This is a genomic window from Trichodesmium erythraeum IMS101 (assembly GCF_000014265.1).
Classification (GTDB): domain Bacteria; phylum Cyanobacteriota; class Cyanobacteriia; order Cyanobacteriales; family Microcoleaceae; genus Trichodesmium; species Trichodesmium erythraeum.
Genome location: NC_008312.1, coordinates 1168383 through 1185227, shown reverse-complemented (window position 1 = coordinate 1185227; position 16845 = coordinate 1168383). Strand labels below are relative to the sequence as shown.

Sequence of the window (16845 nt, the reverse complement as noted above, 5' to 3'; positions counted from 1 at the left end):
TAAATACTACAGTTATTCCCAGCAACAGCCCTAACAAGATCAAATCTTTAGTGCTAATTGCCTGGGCGTTGGTAGACAAGGGAAAATTTCAATAAAGTTTATCTAAAGTTTATTTGTCCTAATTCTGTGTTCCTTAATTCCTGCGAGTTAGGGTAATAAAAATTATTTACAAAAGAGTGTATCTCTTGTTTCCTTACCTGTAATAGAATTTTTACCTTGAGCAATTTTGCATAGATCTTTTGTAGTATCTTTTCGCAAAAAAGCATCAGTAAAATCTGCTCCATCAATAATTGCGTCACGAAATTGAGTATGGAAAGCAAAAGCACCTTCCAAAATAGCATTAGTCAAATTTGCTTTGTTAAAAACAGCATCATCCAAAGTAGAATAACTAAGATTTGCTCCCTCTAAATTAGCTCCTTCTAAATGAGCGCCAAATAAACTAACTCCACTCAAATTTGCATTACTAAAGTTACTTTTACGCAGAATTGACTTAGTAAATGAATCATTAGTTAAGTCTTTACCAGAAAAATCTTGACCTACTAATATTTGTTTGTCATACTCATCAGCTAAAATTGGTGTAGCCTTAATAAAGGTCATAGCAGTTATTGTCCCCATAGCAACCATATAAACTACTAATGAAAAGACAAAGCTGACTAAAACTTGGGAAGTTTTCTGTTGTCTAAAATTCATGCTACTTCTGGTTAATTTACTTTAATCAGTTCATAATATAGAATAAACTAAAATGAGTCTTGATTCATCTAGTAAATCTACTTTTATTTCCCAAAAAATTGACACAGGTATTTTGGGAGAAGAGCTAGTGGCAAAATGGTTAAATCTTGAAGGTTGGCAAATACTACATCGAAGGTGGCAATGTCCCTGGGGAGAGCTAGATATTGTTGCCACAAAAACTACTTCTTCATTGAGGGATAGCTCTAATTATAAATTTCCTATTTTAGCATTTGTAGAGGTTAAAACCCGTAGTCGCGGTAACTGGGATCAAGATGGTTTACTAGCAGTTACAGAGTCAAAACAAGCAAAACTATGGAAAACTGCAGAAATTTTTTTGAGCGATCGCCCAGAATTAGTAGATTATTCATGTAGATTTGATGTAGCTTTAGTCAGGTGTAATTATATTCGAAAAAATTCTCAAGCCCAAAAAAAACTATCAATAGAACAGCAAATATCTGAGTTAACTGTTGATATTGGAAATTCTGTAGAGTTAGCAGGTTATCAATTGGTTTTACATAATTACATTGCTTCTGCTTTTATTATTCACTTGGATTAAATAGTCACAAAGTAGTCGTGTCAGATTAATTACACATCTATACGAGCTAAATTATTGGCCTTATTATCAGCTAAAACAATTAGGGTATGGTGAAAAAAACTAAAAGCATTTAATTAAATATTACTAAGGGATCTTTTTTGGTATTCTCAATTCCTTTTTCAATTTACTCTGGAATTTAGTTTTCGTTTTGTTATGGAATTGATTAATACTTTTTATGACTCCTCTATTAACCAGTTTTGGTATAAATCCTTTTTAGTCTAATGTTAACGTCCCTAAGTTCAGTTTTCTACTATGATGTTGATAGCCAGTAGTACTGTAGTATAGATATATTTTTTTTATTGACCAATACTATACTAGATATAAAGATATTTTACTATATTTTAATTTAATCTTTATTAAAATGACAATTGTGAAGAATCAATTAAATATATACTATTTTTTGTTGTACCCATACTAATATTAACAATATATTTTTTATAGATGTATAGGTACAAACAAATTCAAATAAATTAGAGTCAGATTCCAGCAAGACTAACCCAAAGTTTCTGGGCAATATCCCAAACCCCTGACAAATTGGGTTCTAAATGCTTCTATATCATCTTGATTGGGCTCTCCATGGGAAACCACTGCTACCTGATAACGTCTCATCACACTTAAGGGTGATTGTCCAGTTTCCAAGCCCCATAGTGCCATTCTGACACGGATATCAGGATCATAAGGTATTCCCAATTCATTCATAAAAGCCCTAAAGTCTCCGTGTTTTTGAGGAGTCAAGTATTTGCTCATTTTAAGTTTTACGACCCAGCCATCAATTTGATGAATTACTGTCATAAAACGAAGCTGTAAATGATGGGCATTGTCTAAGTATTCAACTACTCTGAGGCACAGACTAGTATTTCCTAAAAAGTAAAGATATTCCATATCAAACTATTACCGCTTATAACTGTCCCTTTTACCCTGATTTAACCTCTAAGTTTTATTTTCTACTACAGAGGAAATATTAAAGGTAGTGGGAAAAGTTTATAGGAAGCGGGGCGGATCTTATCGCTTCCCTATAAATCAATTAGGTATATGTTCTACAATGTTTAAAAGTCTAAATCAGCTATAAAATCTGTTGTATTTTTCACTACAGCTATATCTGCCTAGTATTTTATCATTATATCTATACTTAATCTATATTCACTTCTTTATGTTGAAGATTACTAGGGGAGAAGTACCCATATTTATATGGGGGGTTTTACCCAATTAATTATCCATTATTGTTTCTTCAATAAATATGACTAATTGATAAGGTTTGATCTCCACTTTCAAAAAGATCAAAAAGTAAACCTAACCTAGGATTTTCTTAACTCCTGATGACAGGAGATAATGATAACTAATAACTGATAACTGATAACTGAAATGACCGATTTAGATTGGTCCATTGAGGCTTATGATTATGAACTTCCCCAAGAGCTAATTGCTCAAAATCCAGTTGTTCCTAGAGACAGCTCTCGCTTAATGGTTATAGAGTCCCTCACACACAATCATCGTATTTTCAGGGATTTACCAGATTTACTCCAACCAGAAGATTTACTAGTATTAAATAATACCCGTGTGATTCCCGCTAGGCTTTATGGTCAAAAAACGAGTGGTGCTCAGGTAGAAATATTATTATTGAAACAGATCACAAATGATTCTTGGTTAGCTTTGGTCAAGCCTGGCAAACATTTTAGTGCTGGGACAAGGATTGAGTTTGAACCTAATTCATCATTTACTTGTGATTATAAGTTGCAGGCAACAGTATTAGCAATTGATCAAGAAACAGGTGGACGTGTTTTACAATTTTATTGGCCTCAAGAAGTTTCTTGGCTTGATTTGTTAAAGCAATTTGGTCATATACCTTTTCCTCCTTATGTTACAGGTTCACAGGCTTTAACTGAACAATATCAAACTGTATATAGTAAGATAGCAGGAGCTATCGCTGCTCCTACCGCTGGCTTACATTTTACTGATGAATTACTATATAAACTAGAACAAGGGAATATTGGACGAGCTTTTATAACTTTGCACGTTGGTATTGGCACATTTCGTCCGGTTGAAGTTAAAGATATTACTACCCACAATATACACTCCGAATGGGTTGAGGTTTCATCTTTGAGTGTAGATAAAATTCACCAGACAAAGGCTAAAGGTGGACGCATTATCGCAGTGGGAACCACAGTAGTGAGAGCTATAGAAGCAGCAGCGCTAGCTAATGATAATTATAGCACTCAAGAATCTTTAATTCCTTTAATTCGACCATTTTCTGATTACACAGATATATTTATTTATCCTGGTTACAAATGGCGGGTAGTAGATGGTTTAATCACTAATTTCCATCTTCCGCGCTCTAGTTTACTTATGCTTGTTAGTGCGATGATTGGTAGAAAACGTCTTTTAAGTTTATACCAGGATGCAATTGATCAAAAATACCGCTTTTATTCTTTTGGTGATGCAATGTTTATTCTACCATCGGCTAGAGTTAATTAAATCAAATTATGTAGCGTGGGAATATTGCCTCCAACAGTCTACCTAACAAGCTTTTTTTAAATCTAGTGCATATTTTAGGAGATTATTTTGGGACAATTAGGACACCAGGCATTTCTCGACATTTTCCCAGGCTATTAAGCCTATTTAGAGGTGCCTATATACTTAGGCTTTAGTTTACTCGGCGGTTTTAAGTTTTGCACTTAGCAAAGGCTCTAAGTTATACAATACAACCTGCTACTTTTTATGTCCCGTGATTAAATGTTTCTATCAAACTTTACCCTAGTCTTACGTTTGCCTGGTTTATCCTTTTTGGTCTCAGATTGCTTACAGGCTATTAGTTAATTAATATTCATCTTAACAGATACATTCAAAAAAAAAAACTAAAAGGTTGCCTGGGTATTAGCAAGGTTTTAAAGCAATGTTTTTGGTTAGGGGCTTTCAAGATTGGCCGAATCTTAATATTGAAAACATTGACCAAAAATCCCTAGTTGGTTAATCTTCTTCTTCTTCCTCTTCATATCTTGGGTGTACAAAACTATGGGAACGTTGAGTTTCAACAGATTTACCTAGGGATAGTGCCTTCTTTGCAGCTAGTTTTGCCTGGTTTTTCCAGTTAGCTTTCCGCATATTTTTCTTAGATTTTGAGGTTCTCTTCTTTGGTACAGCCATAAAAGTTATTCTATTCTTTAAATACAGATAATTGTACAAACATATTACTATACTATAGTACCATTATTTGAGCAACTATGTTAAAATTTTAACTAAAATATATCTTATTGATTACTTTGTTTCCAATATTTAGAGTTCATGGAAATTAGATAACAATTCCTGTATCTGGATGGTTATCTACTCTGACGTAACCAGTTTTAAGCATTTCTTTCATGGTTTCTTCTAATTCTGTAAAGCTATATCCTGTTGCCATGACTCCTTGAGCAACAGATAATTTTCCTCCCTTTGTAGAAGCTGTTTTAAGTAATGCAATCATTAATTGTTGACGGGTTTGTGGTGAATATGCTTTGATGGCGATCACTTCATTTGATGAATTTAATGATATCCCTTGCTCTGAAATACCCAGTTTACTTTGATTTGAGCATACTCGGAATTAACAACAAGTTAATAAATTGAACGACTCCAAATAAGCCATAGGTATAGAGCCAAACTAAACCTGTAAAAAATTTGCCATTGTAGATTCGATGACATCTACTTAAATCAACTAAACACGCGGCCCAAAATAGGTAATTATATCCTATATTATTTGTTTATATTTAGTCCAAAAATTTATTAACCATAATACAACTATGCTAACAAGCTGGTTATAGCTGAAGTTAAAATAACAATTGCTAGAAGTCATAAGTTAAGATATTACTGTGAAAAAATTTAAGAGGTAAAGAGGTATAAGAATATCCTCGCCCCCTAGGGACTGGTATATTTGAAATTGTAGACAATGAGTACCAAATCCAATGAGGAAAAGCTGATTGTATATGAATACGTTTTATTAACTGGACTTGAGAAAATAATAGGTTAAAAATCATGTCAAAACCTGATACATTAATGTTTTTACTTTTAACCTACCTTTCTCTTAATATATTTAGGTTTCTGCTATTTTTAGCTATGTCAGGTATTTCCCTTACTCATACTAGATTTGAAATAGTTTCTGGTGTAAAAAATTTCAAGGTATTGCTAGTAATATTTTTTTGCAGTTCTGTAGACTATAGTAGTTATTTAATGGTTTCATATCTTAATGAGTTTTAGTCGGGTTTGAACCGTATTAGATTATAGATTATATCTATTACTTATTAAGCCTTACTTTCTCTCTTACCCTATAATTAGTCGGTAGTAACCTGATTCGCTACACTAAATGAGTACTAAAATCGACAAATTAATTTTGGTGGGTTTTTGTTAATGAAATTAGCTATTAATCAAATTAACTACAATAGCTTTGCAATTCTTAATGCAAATTATGTGATTCAAATCTCCAGACCTTGATAGACTGTATGGGATGAAAAACATAGTGTCATTTTTACTACCCTCTCTATAGATAAAATAAAGCTAATTAACAATTAATGGAGCAATTAAAAAAAATATAGCGTCACCAGGGTACTAAGGACATTCTTAAACTTTCCAATTTAGTTCGTGCTCCGAATATAGGAGAGTTTTGGTATTCACTTTACAAACTTTCCCCCAAATGGGAAAAGGGAGGGGTTAACTGCTGAGTGCAGCTATATCTCACTATAAACATAGATTCATAATCATAATTAAGAAAATAACGAAATTTATGGTAAATTCTCTCAAAAAACAAACCTTTACTGAAATGCGTCCAGGTGTTAAAGTTCCTGCAAAGGAAACTATCCTCACACCTAGATTTTATACAACAGATTTTGATGAGATGGCTAAAATGGACATCTCTGTGAATGAGGATGAATTGATGGCTATTTTGGAAGAGTTTCGTGCAGATTATAATCGCCATCATTTTGTGAGGAATGAGGAATTTGCCCAATCTTGGGATCATATTGATGGGGAAACTCGTCGTTTATTTGTTGAGTTTTTAGAGCGTTCTTGTACTGCTGAATTTTCTGGTTTTTTACTTTATAAAGAATTAGGTCGTCGCCTCAAAAATAAAAGTCCTATTTTGGCTGAGTGTTTCACTTTAATGTCACGAGATGAAGCTCGTCATGCAGGTTTTTTAAATAAGGCAATGTCAGATTTTAATTTGTCTTTGGATTTAGGGTTTTTGACTAAAAGTCGTAAGTATACTTTCTTTAAACCAAAGTTTATTTTTTATGCTACTTATTTATCAGAAAAAATTGGTTATTGGCGTTATATTACTATTTATCGTCATTTAGAAGCTCACCCAGAAGATAGAATTTATCCTATTTTCCGTTTCTTTGAAAATTGGTGTCAGGATGAAAATCGTCATGGAGATTTTTTTGATGCTATTATGAGAGCTAGACCAGAATTTCTGAATGATTGGCAAGCAAAGTTGTGGTGTAGATTTTTCTTGCTTTCTGTGTTTGCTACTATGTATTTGAATGATATTCAACGTGCTGATTTTTATGCTTCTATTGGTTTGAATGCCTGTGATTATGATAAGTATGTGATTGAGAAAACTAATGAAACTTCAGGGCGGGTTTTTCCAGTGATTTTGGATGTAGAAAATCCTGAGTTTTATGCAAGATTAGAGTTTTGTATAAAGAATAATGAGAAGTTGACGAAGATCGCTAATTCTAATAATCCTGGTTTTGTGAAGTTTTTCCAAAAGTTTCCTCTGTATTTATCTAATGGTTGGCAATTTTTAAAGTTGTATTTAATGAAGCCAATTGAAACGGCTACTATGCAAAGTTCTGTTCGTTAATAAAGTTAATAATTAATTTTTTGATTTTGATAGTCTTGTTTGACACAAGGCTATTTATTTGTGTTTATGGAGGGCTTGCTGATGAGTCTTCAAAGCATTGACACAAATTATGCTTTAGCAAAATGAAGGTAGCATAATTTGGGTGGATAAAGCTCATGCATTGCTTGGATTTAGAGTACACCTAGTAGGCTGGCTACAGCATTTTGATTACGATTTTATTCTGTAGTTTAAGGATGTAAATATTTTCCTATACTTATAGTTCTGGAGTTAGAAGTAGCAGTTTAATAAAAATTTATGATTTTTACTAATTATTTAATCTGTAGAATATTAAGATATTAGTAACTATATAATTTATAAAATCATATAAATTATTTCTAAAATTTTAATCAAATAATGTTACAAATTAATTGGGCTGATTAAAGAATTATTTTATATAATAGCAGAGATAAACTAGAAAGGAATATATAAGAAGGAAACTTCCCAGGTTTGCTAGTTGCATACTGGGAAGCTAGTCTATCTATACAGAATCTAGTTATCTAGAGACAATAAAATTTGAGGGAAGGTTCCCTAAGGATGTTAAAAATATAAAATTTTCATTTATATTCCCTCGCATTGCATAATTATTATCATAGATAAATAGAGATAATTACTATTGATTAATTATTGCTTTGAATAACAATATTATATTTTCAATTATTGATAAAAATGATAGAAAAAAACAAAGTAAAACAGTCTATATTAGCTAGTCAAAAGCACTTATTAAGTTTACAAGAAACAGAAGGATACTGGTGGGGTCAACTAGAATCAAATGTCACAATAACAGCAGAAATAATTTTACTACATAAAATTTGGCAAACTGATAAAAAAATACCATTGAATAAGGCAAAAAATTACCTAATATCTCAACAACGAGAACATGGTGGTTGGGAACTATTTTATGGGGATGGAGGAGACTTAAGCACTTCTATTGAAGCTTATATGGCTTTGAGATTATTGGGTGTTTCAAGAACAGATCCAATTATGATTGAAGCACAAAATTTTATTATTAAAAAAGGTGGTATTAGTTGCAGCAGAATTTTTACTAAATTACATTTGGCTTTAATTGGATGCTACAGCTGGCAGGGTATTCCTTCTATTCCTTCTAGCATAATGCTACTTCCTGAAGATTTTCCATTTACTATTTATGAAATGTCAAGTTGGGCAAGAAGTAGTACTGTTCCACTATTAATTGTGTTTGATAAAAAGCCGATTTTTTCTGTTAACCCCACTATTAATCTTGATGAGCTTTATGCCGAAGGAATTAACAATGCTAGTTTTGAATTACCTCGTAAATACGATCTGACAGATTTATTTTTGGGACTAGATAAGGCTTTTAAATTTGCAGAAAATTTGAATTTGATGCCTTTGCAACAGGAAGGATTAAAAGCAGCAGAAAAATGGATTTTAGAAAGGCAAGAGGTTACGGGTGACTGGGGGGGTATTATTCCGGCTATGTTAAATTCTATGTTGGCATTAAAATGCTTGGAATATGATGTGGCTGACCCTGTGGTGGTGCGGGGACTGGAGGCTATAGATAGGTTTGCTATAGAAAATGAGGATAGTTATCGGGTACAAGCCTGTGTATCTCCAGTGTGGGATACCGCTTGGGTAATACGTTCGTTGGTTGATTCTGGTATTTCTCCTAGTCATCCGGCAATGGTTAAGGCTGGACAATGGTTGTTGCAACAGCAAATTTTGGATTATGGTGATTGGGTGTTTAAGAATAAATTTGGTAAACCGGGGGGTTGGGCGTTTGAATTTATGAATCGTTTTTATCCAGATATAGATGATACGGCGGTAGTGGTTATGGCTTTGGATGTTGTAGAGTTGCCTGATGAGGATCTGAAAGGTAAGGCGATCGCTCGTGGCATGGAGTGGATAGCTTCGATGCAATGTGAAGCTGGTGGTTGGGCAGCTTTTGATGTAGATAATAATCAAGACTGGTTGAATGCTACTCCTTATGGAGATTTAAAGGCGATGATCGATCCGAATACGGCAGATGTGACGGGGCGGGTATTGGAAATGGTTGGTTGTTGTGGGTTAGCTATGGATAGTTGGCGGGTGAAACGGGGGATCGATTTTTTGGTAAGGGAGCAGGAAGAGGAAGGTTGTTGGTTTGGTCGGTGGGGAGTTAATTATATATACGGTACGAGTGGAGTTATTTTGGCTTTGGCTGTTATGGCACGGGAAAGTCACCGAGGTTATATAGAGAGGGGGGCAAGTTGGTTGGTTGGTTGTCAAAATTCGGATGGTGGATGGGGTGAAAGTTGTTGGAGTTATAATGATCCGTCGTTGAAGGGGAAGGGGAAAAGTACGGCTTCTCAGACTGCTTGGGCGTTAATTGGTTTATTGGCTGCGGGGGAGGGGACTGGTAATTTTGCTAGGGATGCTATTGATGGGGGTGTGGGTTTTTTAGTTTCGACTCAGAATGATGATGGGAGTTGGCTGGAGGATGAGTTTACTGGTACTGGGTTTCCTGGTCATTTTTATATTAAGTATCATTTTTATTCACAGTATTTTCCTTTGATGGCTTTGGGAAGGTATGAGAGTTTGTTAAGTGGTTGATGTTTTTTGAGTGGGATGAATAAGAGGCAGGGAATTGAGATTAAAGTTATACTGTTTGTTTTACGGAAGTTAAAGTTCATCCATTCAAAGGCTAAAAGTAAGATTTTTAAGACTCAAAATTTTTGGGTGCTCTTAAAGCTGTAAAGATATTGGTTTATGGGTCTGTTAAGGGTTTGTTATGTACTTGTAACTAAGTTGATGTCTCTAGACTCATACTTTTCTTTTTTGCTACTAAGCGATCGCTCTCGACTATCAAATATTAACTTACGTTTAGTGGTAAGGTTGAAGTATAACTTAAATTCTCAATGCTTGCATCACTATTTTTATCTCAAAAGAACAATGATCAATATTTTATTGAAAAAATATCAAAGTACTACTACAGGAGTTGCGATCGCTTTCTGACTTTACGAAAATCAAAAAATGGTTTCTTGTCCCAGAGCAAAAGTATTAAGTTTAAGTAATAAAATCTATATAATAAATAATTTAGTAGTCTGAATTTTCAGTTTTGATGATCAACTAAAAAATCCAGACTACAAACTAACACTTACTTCTCGTTTTCTATGATCCCTCCACCCAACAAAATATCTCCTTCATACCAAACAGCAGCTTGCCCGGGAGTTATACCAAAAACTGCTTCTTCAAAAATTAACTTAACTCGAAAACCATCTTGAGGTTTTTCTTCATTAACACCCAAAGGAATAATATTTGCAGCTACGGGTAAACTGCGGTACCTCACTTGTACCTCTGCGCGTATTGATGTACTTGGTGGGGCAATAGAAACCCAGTTAACCAGCTTCACAGTAGATTCCATTTTAGTCGCGCTATCGCGATCGCCCACTATTACTTTATTCATTGCTGGGTCTAGGTCTATCACATATAAGGGATGAGGGGCAGAAACTCCTAAACCTTTTCTTTGGCCAATAGTATAATGATGGACACCATCGTGTCTTCCCAAAACTCGTCCCTCTCGGTCAACTATTTCACCTTGATGGGGAGTAATATATTTATCTAAAAATGCCCGCATGGAACCGCTAGACTCTACCAAACATAAATCCTGACTTTCTGGTTTGTCAGCAGTTTTCAAACCATATTCTGCTGCAATGCGTCGGGTTTCACTCTTTACCATTTCTCCTAGAGGAAATACTGAACCTGCCAATAAGTACTGTGTTAAATCATACAAAAAATAAGACTGGTCTTTATTACGATCAATTGCACGTTTTAATAGATAGCGATCGCTTTTTGAGTCATAATCAAGTCGTGCATAGTGCCCTGTGGCAATTTTGTCAATACCTAATTTTTCACGACCATAAGCTAACATGGGACCAAATTTTACTGTTTTATTACATTGAGAACAAGGTAGTGGAGTAATTCCGGCACTGTAACCAGTCACCAAATAATCAACAATATTTGCTTGAAATAAATTGCGAGTATCGACAATATGATGGGGAATATCTAATTGTTCGCAAATATAGGCAGCATCAACCATTCCTTCAGAACAACATTGACCTTTTCCTTTCATTAACCAAAGAGTTAAGCCCTCGACTTGATATCCTTGATGATGCAATATTGCTGCTGCTGTGGAACTATCAACTCCACCAGAGAGACCAACTATAATTTTATTCATTGGATTTGAGTTTATACAATTAAAAAAAATATATATCTATCTAAGCATTCAGCTATCAGCTAAAATTCATCATTTATTGAAGTAAGTAACCATGCCAAATATTTTTTTTACAACATCATGCTACAAAACATCAAAAATGTCGTTATTATCAATTATATTAGGATGGTTTTTAGCCCTAAGCTATCAGACTTTATCTCTAGGAAAATCAATCAAAAATCAAACCTTAAATACCAATCAAAATCATAGCCAAAATACAATTTTTACCTCCCAAAATAACACATCAAATAATGAACCACTAATAACAGATTTTTTTAGAGATAAAAGACCTGTTGAAAATTTACCACCATTAATTATAACACCCTCAGCCCAACAACAAGAACCAATATTTAACCCCATTGAACCTAATCCATTTCCAAGTTTACAATATATTGTTTATATTGATTCAAAAAGTCAAATTTTGTTAAGAATTATTCGGCAAATAATTGAACCAAGAGCAGTATTTCGCTTTTTTAATAACCGAAAAGTTATTCAAGTCGGAAGCTTTTCTGAGTTGTTTTTTACCTTAGATTTGTTAGATTTTTTAAAGGAAAAAGGAATTCATGGTAAACGATTGAAGTTGAATCCTGGTGAAGCATTTGGAAAACCTGTAAGTTCTACAACTTTAGCAGCTACTATATATCCTCCAGTGACTAATTCAATAGCTTATGGACTAAATAGTAAGTCCTATTATTTACTAATTCCTAGCCAGTCAAAAGATTTAGCTATAACGACATATAAATTGGGATTATTAGGAGTTCCTGATAGAGGTATTCAGGTGACAGAAATACCAGAAAATGTAGCTATAGGACCTTTTGAAAATGAAAAAACTGCAGAAAAATGGCAACGCTATTTATTAGATTCAGGGTTTATTAATGTAGTTATTTATTATGGTCGTTAGAATAACAAAGAAGTTAACAAAGTTAAAGTTTTAAAAGGTATGAAATCCAAAGTTGTTTTGGTAAAAGAGATTCAAATAACCTTTAAAAAACACTTCTCATTAAAAAAAAAATTATCATGAGCTCCTATGACTATTTTATGAAAACGGATATAAGGATATAAAAAAAAAGGAGAATAATTGGAATTTACATATTGAATAAAAATATATTTTTCAAGATATTTACTGTAAAAAAATATTCATAGTAAGTGTATAAATTGTTTTATTTTTTTTGTAAATTTTGATGTTAATAAATATGTGGGTAATGGATGGTTTTAAAAGCTATGTTTAGACAACTCAATTATTTTGATAAGCTTAAAAATTGATTGAAATAGAGGCTCCCTATAAAACCAATTTTAACTTCTGCTTAAAGCTGACGTTTATTTGGGTTACGGCAAACTACAAAGATTACTAAGTTGAAGATATGAATCTGGGAATACCCATCTCAAATCAGGATTTAATATTTTATTTACAGATACTATCTTAACCTAAACCCTCTAATACTGATCAATCAGACTTAATATGATTTTCTATTCTTTTGAAGGAAGGTTCGTTAAATTAGAATAATATTAACAAAAATAATGCTACACTTCCTCAATACTTCAGTTATTAACTAATAAGTAAAGTTCAACAATGTTTTGAAAGATTATAGGAAAAGAGGGAAAATATATTATATCCAAGAATACTTTGACAATGTCCAAGGGCAAAAATGCCTATCATTGCTATTTTTGGGTAAGGAAAATACTCAGCCATTACTAAAAATGGATTAAACCTAGATAGAAAAAGAAATATATTGATTAAATATCAAACAATTACTATATAAGGTTTGATGCTATTTTTATATCTTTTTGGCCAAATTACTGCTGATTTTCCTACTCCCTGCTCAGTAGTTAGGTTGCATATAACACCTCTACTTACTCCCTAAAAATACTTTTGATATTTGGTATAAAATTCGGAAAAATGAACAATATCAAAGAAAAATTTATAGTTACTGCTGCACAAATGCGACAAATAGAGGAACGTATATTTATTGCGGGAATGCCTGTAGCAGCATTAATGGAAAAGGTTGCAGGATTAGTAACACGAAAAATCTCAGAATTATTAAATTCTAATATTAGTAAAATAGGTGTATTAGTAGGTCCTGGTCATAATGGTGGAGATGCTTTGGTCATAGCCAGAGAATTATATTTTCAAGGTTATGAAATAATAGTTTACTGCCCTTTTGTAAACCTGAAAGAACTAACAAATGCTCATGCCAAATATCTCCAATATTTAGGAGTTAATTTTGTCAAAAATATTTCCCTGCTCAAAAATTGTGCTTTGCTCATAGATGGTTTATTTGGTTTTGGTTTAGAACGGGAAATATCTGGAGATTTAGCTGAAAGTATCAGTCAAATTAATAGTTGGCAAAAACAGGTATTTAGTATTGACTTACCTTCGGGAATACATACAGATACAGGAGAAGTTTTAGGAACAAGTATTTGTGCTACCTACACATTTTGTTTGGGTCTGTGGAAACAGGCATTTTTACAAGACAAAGCTCTAAAATATTTTGGTAAATCTGAATTAATTGACTTTGATATTCCCCTAGCAGATATTACAGAAGTTTTAGGAGAATTTCCAACAATTGAGAGAATTACAAAAACATCTGCTCTGGAAAATTTACCTCTACCTCGTCCCCCAGCAACCTATAAATATACAAACGGTAATTTATTATTAATTGTAGGCTCCCATCGTTATAGTGGCGCGGCAGTTTTAACAGGATTAGGTTCTAGAGTAACAGGTGTAGGAATGTTATCAATTGCTGTACCAAAATCAATTAAACCTATACTAAATAGTCATTTACCAGAAGCACTAATTATTGGTTGCCCTGAAACAGAAACTGGAACAATAAAACAATTACCAGAAGATATAGATTTAAGTAAATTTGAAGCTATTGCTTGTGGACCTGGTTTAACTATAGAACCTACATCTATAATAGAAAAAGTATTATCTGTAAATTGTCCTCTAGTTTTAGATGCTGATGCTTTAAATATTTGTGGAAATTTAGCAAATAATTCTTTAGTAAGTCAACGTCAAGCACCAACAATTATTACTCCCCACCCAGGAGAGTTTAAACGTCTATTTCCTCATCTAGTAGATCAACTGAATAATCGGATATTAGCTGCTGAAAAAGCTACTAAAAATAGTAACGTTATAATAGTTTTAAAAGGGGCAAAAACAATTATTGCTAATAGCCAAAAAATATTAATAAATCCAGAAAGCACTCCCGCATTAGCTAGAGGGGGAAGTGGAGATGTACTTACAGGATTAGTTGGAGGTTTATTAGCTATTAATTCAACTCAAACTCTACCATTCAATGCTGTAAAAACAGCAGTTTGGTGGCATGCTCAAGCAGCAATATTAGCAGTAAAAGAACGAACAGAGTTAGGAGTAGATGCTTTTACTTTAACTCAATATTTAATACCTGCGCTAAAAAAATATAACTTTTGCTAATAGGAGTAGTAGTACTTAACATTTTCTGGTAGAAAAAATTAGTTAAAATTAGCCTAGACAAGGGAATTATGTTGATGCTGTAACAATGACTAGAACCTATGCTGATTTAGAACTTAGAAAATTTTGAGGTTAAAGCTAAGACTAGTCTAAATTTGAGGCGTTTTATCTAGTACTATTATTTTTAATTCCCGACAGGGAATAGTTAGAAGGGTTCCATGAAAAGTCTTGACATAGTTGTAATTTTGGTTCGATGGGAATAAAAAAGAAGAACAACAACTCTAATCCCAGTCATTTCAGAAACGCTATAATCAGAATTAATTGTGTATTATTAATGGGGTAAATATTTTTTTTGCTTGTTCCCCTCCAAGCCATTTTCTCTAGTCTATATTTGCTATTCCTTTCAGATAAGACTAAAAATTATAAGGTATAAAACCATGGTTAAGGGCTTTTCAGAATTATAAAACTGCTAAAAAAATATTTAACTGAATTGTATTGTATTATAATTTATCTAAATTAGTTTGGTATAATTGATGGAATAAATATTTTTCTGGTTCCCTATTTTTTGACTCATTTTCCCTACTCCCTTTCAGTAAATTATCTGGAGACAAATAATCAATGGCAGGTACTAATATTAATACAGATTTGTATTTCACTGAGCAAATTACACCCTGGGACATTTATAAACATGGTATTGACCAGGTGCTTGTTTATCAAAAAACAAAATATCAGGAAATTTATATTGTCAAGGGTGTTTATGGTAAAGCTTTAATATTAGATGGTAAGTGGCAGTCTTGCACTGCAGATGAATTTCTCTACCATGAAGGCTTGGTACATCCAGCTATGATTTGTCATGGGTCTCCACGAAAAGTCTTAGTATTTGGAGGAGCAGAAGGAGCAACAATACGAGAAGTATTACGCTGGAAAACAGTTGAGCAAGTAGTTATGGTTGACATAGATGAGAAGGTTGTAGAAGCTTGCAAAAAGTATTTGCCTGAAATGCACCAAAATTCTTTTGAAGACCCCCGTGTAGAGTTAATCATCGATGATGCTCAGAATTTTTTAGACTCTTCTAATGAAACTTGGGATGTAATTATTTCTGACCTGACAGATCCTATTGAACATGGTCTTTCTTTTCCTTTATTTACTCAGGAATACTTTCAAAAAATTTCCCAAGTTTTGTCGGCTTTAGGCTCGTTTATAATACAAGGGGGTTCAATTTCTCCTGCTGAGATGTATCTTCATGCTCGTGTAGTTAAAACTTTACAAAGTGTATTTAATTGTGTTTATTCCCTGATACCTTATTCTACGAGTTATGGATGTCCATTAGGGTTTGTTGTTTGTTCTGAGCAAAAATTTTCTTCTACACCAAACCCAGAAAAAGTAGACCGTTTATTGGCAGAAAAAACTACAGGCGGTTTTAAGTTTATGGATGGTGTTTCTTTATTGGGTATGTTGCAAATACCTTTGAATTTACGACAGGCGATCGCTACAGAAACTCAGATATATACTTTGAAAACTCCACCAAAATCTATTCAGGTTTGAGAGCAACATCTTTAATCATTTGCCAAAGTCTTGCTAAATATTCTTGAAAGTAGGGAGTAGATCTAACTACTAAATAGGTAGGTGTAAAAAAAACTTAGCTATATTAAGATTTGTGTACTGACTCTAAGCTTTTCCACACAGATTATTTGAGGTCAATTTACACTTTGTTATATAGCGACAAATTTAAACACAGATCTACTTAAATTCAAATAATTTGACAAAGATTGATACAATTATATATTATTTGTCATTATCAGGAATATATGTTCAATTTCTGATAAAGAGATAAATCACTAATTGAAATCAAATCAATATTACACAAACATTTATAGACTAAGGTCAATGTTATGAGATGAAACAGGAAGCTAGTTTCACAAGTCCTGTAGTCATGTATAAATAAATTTACACAAGCTTAGTGGAAAAATAATACTTAATAAGATACAAGATATCCTCCCACT

13 protein-coding genes are annotated in these 16845 nt (G+C 33.1%); 8 read left to right on the top strand and 5 right to left on the bottom strand.

The features are described 5' to 3' along the window. Nucleotides 1–162: 162 nt before the first annotated feature. Nucleotides 163–597 carry a pentapeptide repeat-containing protein gene (locus TERY_RS03505; RefSeq protein WP_011610558.1) on the bottom strand — a complete coding sequence of 145 codons (435 nt, stop codon included), beginning with the start codon at nt 595–597 and terminating at the stop codon, nt 163–165. A 145-nt stretch (nt 598–742) separates the two neighbouring features. Between TERY_RS03505 and TERY_RS03500 the strand changes: the two genes are divergently transcribed. Then, nucleotides 743–1285, top strand: coding sequence for a YraN family protein (locus TERY_RS03500; RefSeq protein WP_011610557.1), 543 nt, complete (start codon nt 743–745; stop codon nt 1283–1285). 531 nt (nt 1286–1816) lie between these two features. Here the strand turns inward: TERY_RS03500 and TERY_RS03495 are convergent. Further along, on the bottom strand, nt 1817–2206 hold the full coding sequence (locus TERY_RS03495) for a hypothetical protein (protein WP_011610556.1): 390 nt from the start codon (nt 2204–2206) through the stop codon (nt 1817–1819). 480 nt (nt 2207–2686) lie between these two features. Between TERY_RS03495 and queA the strand changes: the two genes are divergently transcribed. Continuing rightward, nucleotides 2687–3796 (top strand): tRNA preQ1(34) S-adenosylmethionine ribosyltransferase-isomerase QueA, encoded by a 1110-nt coding sequence (gene queA / locus TERY_RS03490; protein WP_011610555.1) that lies wholly within the window; start codon nt 2687–2689, stop codon nt 3794–3796. Between the two features lie 492 nt (nt 3797–4288). On the opposite strand, the gene rpmF is transcribed toward queA, so the two are convergent. Together rpmF and TERY_RS36095 are read right to left on the bottom strand one after the other, a co-directional pair. After that, nucleotides 4289–4465, bottom strand: a complete 177-nt coding sequence (rpmF, locus tag TERY_RS03485) for a 50S ribosomal protein L32 (RefSeq protein WP_011610554.1) — start codon at nt 4463–4465, stop codon at nt 4289–4291. A 145-nt stretch (nt 4466–4610) separates the two neighbouring features. Further along, entirely contained in the window at nt 4611–4826 is a 216-nt protein-coding gene (locus tag TERY_RS36095) for a hypothetical protein (RefSeq protein WP_370496552.1), read from the bottom strand. A gap of 1245 nt (nt 4827–6071) precedes the next feature. On the opposite strand from TERY_RS36095, the gene acsF reads away from it, so the two are divergent. From acsF to TERY_RS32215, 3 genes are all read left to right on the top strand, one after another. Beyond that, complete coding sequence (gene acsF / locus TERY_RS03475) at nt 6072–7148, top strand: magnesium-protoporphyrin IX monomethyl ester (oxidative) cyclase (RefSeq protein WP_011610553.1); 1077 nt, start codon at nt 6072–6074, stop codon at nt 7146–7148. A 705-nt stretch (nt 7149–7853) separates the two neighbouring features. Beyond that, nucleotides 7854–9752, top strand: coding sequence for a squalene--hopene cyclase (gene shc, locus TERY_RS03470; RefSeq protein WP_011610552.1), 1899 nt, complete (start codon nt 7854–7856; stop codon nt 9750–9752). A gap of 198 nt (nt 9753–9950) precedes the next feature. Next, nucleotides 9951–10154, top strand: a complete 204-nt coding sequence (locus TERY_RS32215) for a hypothetical protein (RefSeq protein WP_196797210.1) — start codon at nt 9951–9953, stop codon at nt 10152–10154. Between the two features lie 142 nt (nt 10155–10296). On the opposite strand, the gene mnmA is transcribed toward TERY_RS32215, so the two are convergent. Continuing rightward, nucleotides 10297–11391 (bottom strand): tRNA 2-thiouridine(34) synthase MnmA, encoded by a 1095-nt coding sequence (mnmA, locus tag TERY_RS03465; RefSeq protein ID WP_370497383.1) that lies wholly within the window; start codon nt 11389–11391, stop codon nt 10297–10299. A gap of 121 nt (nt 11392–11512) precedes the next feature. Between mnmA and TERY_RS03460 the strand changes: the two genes are divergently transcribed. From TERY_RS03460 to TERY_RS03450, 3 genes are all read left to right on the top strand, one after another. Further along, entirely contained in the window at nt 11513–12313 is an 801-nt protein-coding gene (locus TERY_RS03460) for a hypothetical protein (protein WP_044136361.1), read from the top strand. 996 nt (nt 12314–13309) lie between these two features. Continuing rightward, nucleotides 13310–14845 carry a bifunctional ADP-dependent NAD(P)H-hydrate dehydratase/NAD(P)H-hydrate epimerase gene (locus tag TERY_RS03455; RefSeq protein WP_011610548.1) on the top strand — a complete coding sequence of 512 codons (1536 nt, stop codon included), beginning with the start codon at nt 13310–13312 and terminating at the stop codon, nt 14843–14845. A gap of 615 nt (nt 14846–15460) precedes the next feature. After that, entirely contained in the window at nt 15461–16387 is a 927-nt protein-coding gene (locus tag TERY_RS03450) for a spermidine synthase (protein ID WP_011610547.1), read from the top strand. Nucleotides 16388–16845: the final 458 nt, after the last annotated feature.

Bases quoted from the DNA above. Each gene is read 5' to 3' on its own strand.
- TERY_RS03505 (WP_011610558.1), bottom strand. From the start codon at position 597: ATGACCTTTATTAAGGCTACACCAATTTTAGCTGATGAGTATGACAAA.
- TERY_RS03500 (WP_011610557.1), top strand. From the start codon at position 743: ATGAGTCTTGATTCATCTAGTAAATCTACTTTTATTTCCCAAAAAATT.
- TERY_RS03495 (WP_011610556.1), bottom strand. From the start codon at position 2,206: ATGGAATATCTTTACTTTTTAGGAAATACTAGTCTGTGCCTCAGAGTA.
- queA (WP_011610555.1), top strand. From the start codon at position 2,687: ATGACCGATTTAGATTGGTCCATTGAGGCTTATGATTATGAACTTCCC.
- rpmF (WP_011610554.1), bottom strand. From the start codon at position 4,465: ATGGCTGTACCAAAGAAGAGAACCTCAAAATCTAAGAAAAATATGCGG.
- acsF (WP_011610553.1), top strand. From the start codon at position 6,072: ATGGTAAATTCTCTCAAAAAACAAACCTTTACTGAAATGCGTCCAGGT.
- shc (WP_011610552.1), top strand. From the start codon at position 7,854: ATGATAGAAAAAAACAAAGTAAAACAGTCTATATTAGCTAGTCAAAAG.
- TERY_RS32215 (WP_196797210.1), top strand. From the start codon at position 9,951: ATGTCTCTAGACTCATACTTTTCTTTTTTGCTACTAAGCGATCGCTCT.
- TERY_RS03460 (WP_044136361.1), top strand. From the start codon at position 11,513: ATGTCGTTATTATCAATTATATTAGGATGGTTTTTAGCCCTAAGCTAT.
- TERY_RS03455 (WP_011610548.1), top strand. From the start codon at position 13,310: ATGAACAATATCAAAGAAAAATTTATAGTTACTGCTGCACAAATGCGA.
- TERY_RS03450 (WP_011610547.1), top strand. From the start codon at position 15,461: ATGGCAGGTACTAATATTAATACAGATTTGTATTTCACTGAGCAAATT.